Source organism: Streptomyces sp. NPDC051364, from assembly GCF_040682115.1.
GTDB lineage: Bacteria > Actinomycetota > Actinomycetes > Streptomycetales > Streptomycetaceae > Streptomyces.
In genome coordinates this window covers 1-4,945 of the sequence record NZ_JBFBAH010000069.1, presented here as the reverse complement: position 1 = coordinate 4,945, position 4,945 = coordinate 1, and the positions used below count along the sequence as shown (strand labels likewise).

At 72.3% G+C, this 4,945-nt stretch carries 5 protein-coding genes; 1 reads left to right on the top strand and 4 read right to left on the bottom strand.

Features of this window, described 5'->3' with window-relative positions:
• Positions 1-158 precede the first annotated feature (158 nt).
• Positions 159-950 carry an SDR family NAD(P)-dependent oxidoreductase gene (locus AB0M76_RS42990; protein WP_365958216.1) on the bottom strand — a complete coding sequence of 264 codons (792 nt, stop codon included), beginning with the start codon at positions 948-950 and terminating at the stop codon, positions 159-161.
• A gap of 141 nt (positions 951-1,091) precedes the next feature.
• On the opposite strand from AB0M76_RS42990, the gene AB0M76_RS42985 reads away from it, so the two are divergent.
• Entirely contained in the window at positions 1,092-1,664 is a 573-nt protein-coding gene (locus AB0M76_RS42985; RefSeq protein WP_365958215.1) for a TetR family transcriptional regulator, read from the top strand.
• 847 nt (positions 1,665-2,511) lie between these two features.
• On the opposite strand, the gene AB0M76_RS42980 is transcribed toward AB0M76_RS42985, so the two are convergent.
• The 3 genes from AB0M76_RS42980 to AB0M76_RS42970 all read right to left on the bottom strand — a co-directional run bounded on the left by AB0M76_RS42980 (position 2,512) and on the right by AB0M76_RS42970 (position 4,728).
• Positions 2,512-3,657, bottom strand: a complete 1,146-nt coding sequence (locus AB0M76_RS42980; RefSeq protein ID WP_365958223.1) for a DUF6596 domain-containing protein — start codon at positions 3,655-3,657, stop codon at positions 2,512-2,514.
• An 8-nt stretch (positions 3,658-3,665) separates the two neighbouring features.
• Positions 3,666-4,073, bottom strand: a complete 408-nt coding sequence (locus tag AB0M76_RS42975; RefSeq protein WP_266659965.1) for a YciI family protein — start codon at positions 4,071-4,073, stop codon at positions 3,666-3,668.
• Positions 4,074-4,320: 247 nt separating this feature from the next.
• Positions 4,321-4,728: a hypothetical protein gene (locus AB0M76_RS42970; RefSeq protein WP_365958214.1), complete on the bottom strand. Its 408-nt coding sequence runs from the start codon at positions 4,726-4,728 to the stop codon at positions 4,321-4,323.
• Between the last annotated feature and the right edge of the window lie 217 nt (positions 4,729-4,945).

The window sequence follows — 4,945 nt, the reverse complement described above, 5'->3', positions numbered from 1 at the left end:
CCGCGCGGGGCCGGGGCGGCCCGCGCCGGGGGGGGCCCCCCCGCCCCCGCGGGCGGGGGCGGGGGGGGCGCCGGGGGGGGGGGCCCGGCGGGGGGGGGGGGGCGGGCCCGGGGGGGCCCGAGCCGGCGGTCCCGCTGGCGGCGCGGGACCGCCGGTGTCTAACGGTGTGAGCGCTGGGCCTCGACGATCTGTCGCACGGAGCCGTCGAAGTCCATGCGGGCCTGGACCCGCTCGGCGAAACCGGGGAACTGCCCGGCGATGGCGCTCAGCAGCCGCAGCTCCAGCGGCGCCACGTTGACCTCGCACCGGTCGCGGTGGACGGCCCGTACGACGCCGTCGGCGACCTGGCCGGGCGTGACGGTCCTGAGGCCCTTCGGCGGGGCGGCGCCGGTGGCCGCGAACATCCCGGCGTCGCGGACGAACCCGGGCTGCACCAGGGACACGCCCACCCCAGTGCCCCTGAGTTCCTGGCGCAGGGCGAGGGCGAATCCGCGCAGCCCGAATTTCGTCGCGTTGTACAGGGAGGCCGACTTGGTCGCCGCCTTGCCGGAGATGGAACCGACCAGCACGATGTGGCCGCGGCGGCGTGCCACCATGTGCGCCGAGAGCAGTTGGGACAGCAAGACAGGCGCGCGCAGGTTGACGTCGAGTGCGCGGTCGAGCTGCTCCTCGGTGTAGTCCTTGAGATCGCCGCTGGCCGGCAGGGCGGCATTGGCGACGAGGACGTCCGCCTCGGCGCAGCTCTCGGCGAGGTGCACGACGTCGGACCGTACGGCCAGATCGGCGACCACTGTGCGGGCGCCCCAGGCGTCTGCGACCGCCTCGAGGGCTTCCTTCCTGCGCCCGCTGACCGTGAGGCGGGCCCCCTGAGACGTCAGGCGCGAAGCCAGGGCGGAGCCGATGCCTCCGGTGGCCCCGGTGAGCAGAACGTTCGATCCGGATATGTCCACGATCACTCCCGTGCGGCGGCCTTCTACTGTTCGTTCGAACGAACAGTAGGGACTGCCTCGTCGGCTGTCCACACCTCGGCCGCCCCCAACTCCCCAGCCCTGCCCGGGGACTGGCTCCGGCAGATGGGGCAGAATGCAGACATGCCCCATGCTTCCGAAACCCGCCAGAGCATCATCGACGCCGTACTGCGGATCATCGGGCAGGACGGCATCGCCGCCGTCACCAACCGGCGGATCGCGAAGGAGGCCGCAGTCTCCCTCGGTTCCGTCACCTACCACTTCGCCACCCAGCACGAGCTGCTGCGCGAAAGCCTGCTGCACTTCGTGGCCGAGGAGACCCGGCACTTCACGACACTCGCCGACGAGTGCACCGACGAGCGCTTCGACATCGGGCAGGCGGCCGAGGTCGTGGCCCAGGTCGCGGGCGGCAACGCCTTCGACAGCCGCCACATCGCGCCCTTCGAGCTGTACGTCCAGGCCGGCCGCGACGAACGGCTGCGTGCTGCCGCGGCCGAGTGCTTCGCCGCCTACGACCTCCTGGCCACCCGGATCCTGACCCAACTCGGCGTGCCGGACCCCGAGCGACTGGCCGGCGTGGCCGTCGCCTTGGTCTTCGGACAGCAGCTGCGCCGCCTGGCCACCGGCGCCCCCGCCGAGGACCTCGTCGACACCCTGCTGATCCTCACGATGTTCACCCCGACGCAGACCCCGTAGACGTCGGCGGAGGCGCCGCCTGTGGCGCTGCCAGGCGACCGTCCAACCGTTCTCGCTGAGGTTCCCAGCCTGGCCTGGGCCTACCATCGGGCGGCGTCGACCTGCCTGATGCGGTCGTCGATCCGGCCCGGCAAGAGCGTCTGCCAGGCCGGCGACTACCAGCCCGGCCAGTTCGCATCACCGCGAGTGCGTCCGACCCGCTACGGCTCCAGGCTGACTGTTTCGGCACCGTAGTGGGGCGGGCTGACAGCGGCCCGTTCCCACCTGGATGGGTATCGGCAGCAGATGTTCGACCGGTGTGATGGCTCTCGTCAGTGACCGCCGCTGGGGGTGTCGCAACCGGAGTGGTCGGGGTAGCCGCCGAAGGGGTCCGCCCGGGTGGAGCCGCGGTCCATCCTGCCCTCCACGCACAGCGGGGAGGCATCGACCTCGATGAGGAAGCCGACTCCGGTGGGGCCGTTCTCGTACGATCGCGCTTTCTCGGGGGGTAGCCGAGGCCGGCGAGCGCGTCACGGGTGTGTTCCGGGCGAAGTCGCCTCGTTTGCACAGCGGTTCGAGCGCGGCCTCGATACGCCCGACGGCCGTGAGCCCGTCGCACCGGCGCTGGCCGTGGAGGGGGAAGGGGACCCTGAGGCCGTGGTTCTCGGCATAGCGGTCGCCGGGCGCGGCCGAGCCCGTCCTGATCATCGTCATGCCCCGATCCTCTTCTGCGCCGTGGTGGGCGTCATGAGTCCTTGTACTCATAGGGGCCGCAATGACACCGGCAGAACTTCAGCGGCAGACAGTGGCAAGGCCCCTCCGTCGGCGACGCGTTGTGCGGCGGGTCTCTACCTGCCAACCCAACCCCTCACAGACGCCGGCGGGCGTTGAGCCGCGCGGCCTGGCGCGTCAGGTGGTCGCGCTCGGCAAGGTTGGGTGCCTTCTGGGCCGCCTCGGCGTACAGCCGTGCCGCCGTCGCCAGGTCGCCGTCGCGCTCGTGAAGGTACGCGGCCACCGCGGCGTGGCGGGGCAGTGAGGCGTCCAGCTCCGCGAGCGCCGCCAGGCCTGCACGCGGCCCGTCGGCCTCGCCGACGGCGACCGCGCGGTTGAGCCGGACGACCGGGCTGTCGGTCAGTCGCGCGAGCTCGTCGTACCACTCGAGGATCTGCACCCAGTCGGTCTCCTCGGCGGTGCGCGCGTCGGCGTGGAGTGCCGCGATGGCGGCCTGGGCCTGGAACTCGCCCAGCCGGTCGCGGGCGAGGGCCGCCTGCAGGATCCGGACGCCCTCGGCGATCGACTCGGTGTCCCACCGGCCGCGGTCCTGCTCGGCGAGCGGCACCAGGCTGCCGTCGGGCGCGGTCCGGGTGGCGCGCCGGGCGTGGTGGAGCAGCATGAGGGCGAGCAGCCCCGCCACGTCGGGGTGGTCGATCGCGGCCGCGAGCTGCCGGGTGAGCCGGATGGCCTCGGCGGCGAGGTCGACGTCGCCGGAGTAGCCCTCGTTGAAGACCAGGTAGAGGACGCGCAACACCGTGGCCACGTCGCCGGGCCGGTCGAAGCGCACGTCGGAGACGGTGCGCTTGGCGCGGCTGATGCGCTGTGCCATGGTCGCCTCGGGCACCAGGTAGGCCTGGGCGATCTGGCGGGTGGTGAGACCGCCGACGGCGCGCAGCGTGAGCGCGACCGCGGACGACGGCGTCAGCGAGGGGTGGGCGCACAGGAAGTAGAGCTGGAGCGTGTCGTCCACCGCGGGCGCGGGCCCGGGCGCCGGCTCCTCGTCGACGCGGTCCTCACGCCGCCGGCGTGAGGCGTCCGCCCGGGTCGCGTCGAGGAACCGGCGCCATGCCACGGTGACCAGCCAGCCCTTCGCATCCCGCGGAGGGTCGGCCGGCCAGACGCGGACCGCCTCGACGAGCGCGTCCTGTACGGCGTCCTCGGCCGCCGCGAAGTCGGCTCCGCGGTGGACGAGGACGGCGAGCACGCTCGGCGTGAGGCTCCGGAGCAGAGCCTCGTCCATCTGGGACGTCACTCCGTGATGGTGGGCGGCGCGGCCAGGAACGGGCGCAGCTCGAGCCACTCGTGGATCGGCTTCCCGCCCGCCCCGGGGGCGGCGGACAGCTCCCCGGCCAGCTCGACGGCACGCTCGTAGCTGTCGACGTCGATCACCATCCAGCCGGCGATCAGGTCCTTGGTCTCGGCGAACGGGCCGTCGGTGACGGGCGGGCGCCCCTCACCGTCGTACCGGACGAATGTCCCCTCGGGGGCGAGCGCCTGACCGTCGACGAACTCGCCGGTCCCCTCGAGCCTGGCCGCGAAGTCGCTCATGTACTGGCAGTGCGCCGAGATCTCCTCCGGCGTCCACTGGTCCATGGGCACGTCGTTGACCGGAGCCGGGGCGCCGCGGTAGTGCTTGAGCAGCAAGTACTTGGCCATGGTGTTTCTCCTAGTTGCTGGTGCGACCTATTTTGGTCGCCTTCACTCCAGGGACGGAGCCGGCCACGGGTTCTCGACACGGCCGCCCGATTTTTTTCGACTCGCGTATACGGACGTGGGTGAGCCGTCTCGCGGTGCCCGGGTCCACGGAGCGGCGCGGGGGCGAACCGGAAGCTGTCGGCGCCCGGTACGCGACCGGGGAGGGGATCCGTGATGCGGCGAGGGCATCGTGTGATCCCGGGCAGTGTCAGACCAGATCGAGGAGCTGCTTGAACGAGCCGCCGATCCCGCGGTACTCGTCGAGCAGGCGGATCTCCAGGATCCAGTGGGCCCGCCAACCGCCGTCGACCGAGCGGCGCAGTGGCTGATCATTGTCCGGTCCCACGTACAGATCGGCCGGCATATCGGAAGAGCTGACGGCAGGCGACTGCCCGGTCAGACGGTCGACGTGCCATGCACCCAGTGTCCAGCCCGCCTTGGCAGCCAGGGCCCGGATCTCGGCATGCAGCTCTCTGCCGGTGATGCCTTCCTCCCGCAGGAACACCTCGCGGCCGGCCGCGCCGACCGCGGCCAAGTCCTCGACGAGCCGGAGCCGGCCCGCGTCGTCGGGCGGGACGCACGACTGCACCCAGCTCGAGCAGGTCATGGCCCGCATCCGCACCCAGCGGTCGGGCCCCGGACCCGCCCCGGCCGGGCCGTATCTCCGGGGCGCCTGGGGCATGGGCGTCACGTTGCTGGAGGTGGTGGGCGCGGTATGCAGCCTTCGGCCCGCCTGTGTCCTTCGATCCTGGGGTGGTTCCGGTATCCGGCTGGGTCTCTCAAGGGGTACAGGCGGTGACGTTCGGTGAGATTCGGGCGTCGCTGAGGTGAGC

Bases quoted from the DNA above. Each gene is read 5' to 3' on its own strand.
- AB0M76_RS42970 (WP_365958214.1), bottom strand. From the start codon at position 4,728: ATGCGGGCCATGACCTGCTCGAGCTGGGTGCAGTCGTGCGTCCCGCCC.
- AB0M76_RS42975 (WP_266659965.1), bottom strand. From the start codon at position 4,073: ATGGCCAAGTACTTGCTGCTCAAGCACTACCGCGGCGCCCCGGCTCCG.
- AB0M76_RS42985 (WP_365958215.1), top strand. From the start codon at position 1,092: ATGCCCCATGCTTCCGAAACCCGCCAGAGCATCATCGACGCCGTACTG.
- AB0M76_RS42980 (WP_365958223.1), bottom strand. From the start codon at position 3,657: ATGGACGAGGCTCTGCTCCGGAGCCTCACGCCGAGCGTGCTCGCCGTC.